The sequence below is a fragment of the Photobacterium marinum genome (assembly GCF_000331515.1).
Classification (GTDB): Bacteria; Pseudomonadota; Gammaproteobacteria; order Enterobacterales; family Vibrionaceae; genus Photobacterium; species Photobacterium marinum.
Map to the genome: position 1 here is coordinate 1 of NZ_AMZO01000080.1, position 945 is coordinate 945.

The following is a 945-nucleotide window of genomic DNA, read 5'->3' on the forward strand; positions in this document are numbered from 1 at the left end:
GGGGAGTCCATGTCATTCGTTAGGCTTCATTTCAAAAGGAGGTGTCATGAAACATCTATATCTATTCCCAATATTCGAAACTCATTCCAATAAACTTGATGAAGCTTATGAGGTGGCAGAGGATTTTGCCGCTGAGTTTCAAGGCAATGAAATCTGGGTTCCGAAATTTTTTCAGTACGATGGTGCAAGTGTTCCTTCTGCTGCATACCACATAGTTGGCACTCCATTTAACCCCAGATTTATGAAAGCAGCAGTTGTTCATGATTGGCTGTATCACACGCATGAACTTAGTAGGGGGCAGGCAGATAAGCTCTTCTATAAAATGCTGCGGGAATCAGGGGTAAATAAAGTAACGGCGATACTTATGAGAGAAGCCGTAGAAAACTTTGGTGGTTGGTATTGGGACAACGACGATGATGACGTTCAGTATAAGAAGCACCTGTTTGAAATAATTACCCGAGATGGTCGCGACCCTAAAAAGTACGGACTAAAAGCCTAACAAAAGTATCAAGGTGACGCATTACACTCGGCATTTTTGGTTTGGAGTTCAGTGGATTTGGTGAGTTCAGCGTGGCGCACCTTATCCTAGGCGTTAGGCATGCTGAAGAACGACTTTGTTTTTATTGGTTATTTCTTCGCTCAAGAACGATGCCACAAAGGTCATTCGTTCATCTAAAGGCTGTCCATTAAGTATGTCGAAACGCAGGTTGATTCCTTCGTTGTTGTCTTTAGCTCCGGCAATGAACCATCGCATAATTCATCGTTACACAGTAATGAAAGATTTGCCGGTTTCTTTGCCTATTTGTCCTGTGATTCAGCCCTAAGAAACACTTCATCAGGCTGTCATGCAAATGTATTTGGTTCAAGGCGTAGATAGTTGATGGGAAAATACAATTTCGAGGTTGTTGTATCCCATGTTTGAAGGCGAGATGCGTTGAGAGTTCA

The 945-nt window shown here is 42.5% G+C and carries 2 protein-coding genes; one reads left to right on the forward strand and one right to left on the reverse strand.

Annotated elements, in window-relative coordinates; all coding sequences use genetic code 11:
• On the forward strand, positions 1-499 hold a 499-nt coding region (locus C942_RS24225), incomplete at its 5' end, for a DUF1353 domain-containing protein (RefSeq protein WP_232428221.1).
• 93 nt (positions 500-592) lie between these two features.
• On the opposite strand, the gene C942_RS25405 is transcribed toward C942_RS24225, so the two are convergent.
• A complete protein-coding gene (locus tag C942_RS25405) occupies positions 593-754 on the reverse strand; it encodes a hypothetical protein (protein ID WP_007471651.1) in 162 nt (53 codons plus the stop codon).
• Between the last annotated feature and the right edge of the window lie 191 nt (positions 755-945).

Excerpts from the sequence above, each read along its gene's own strand:
- C942_RS25405 (WP_007471651.1), bottom strand. The coding sequence starts at position 754 with ATGCGATGGTTCATTGCCGGAGCTAAAGACAACAACGAAGGAATCAAC.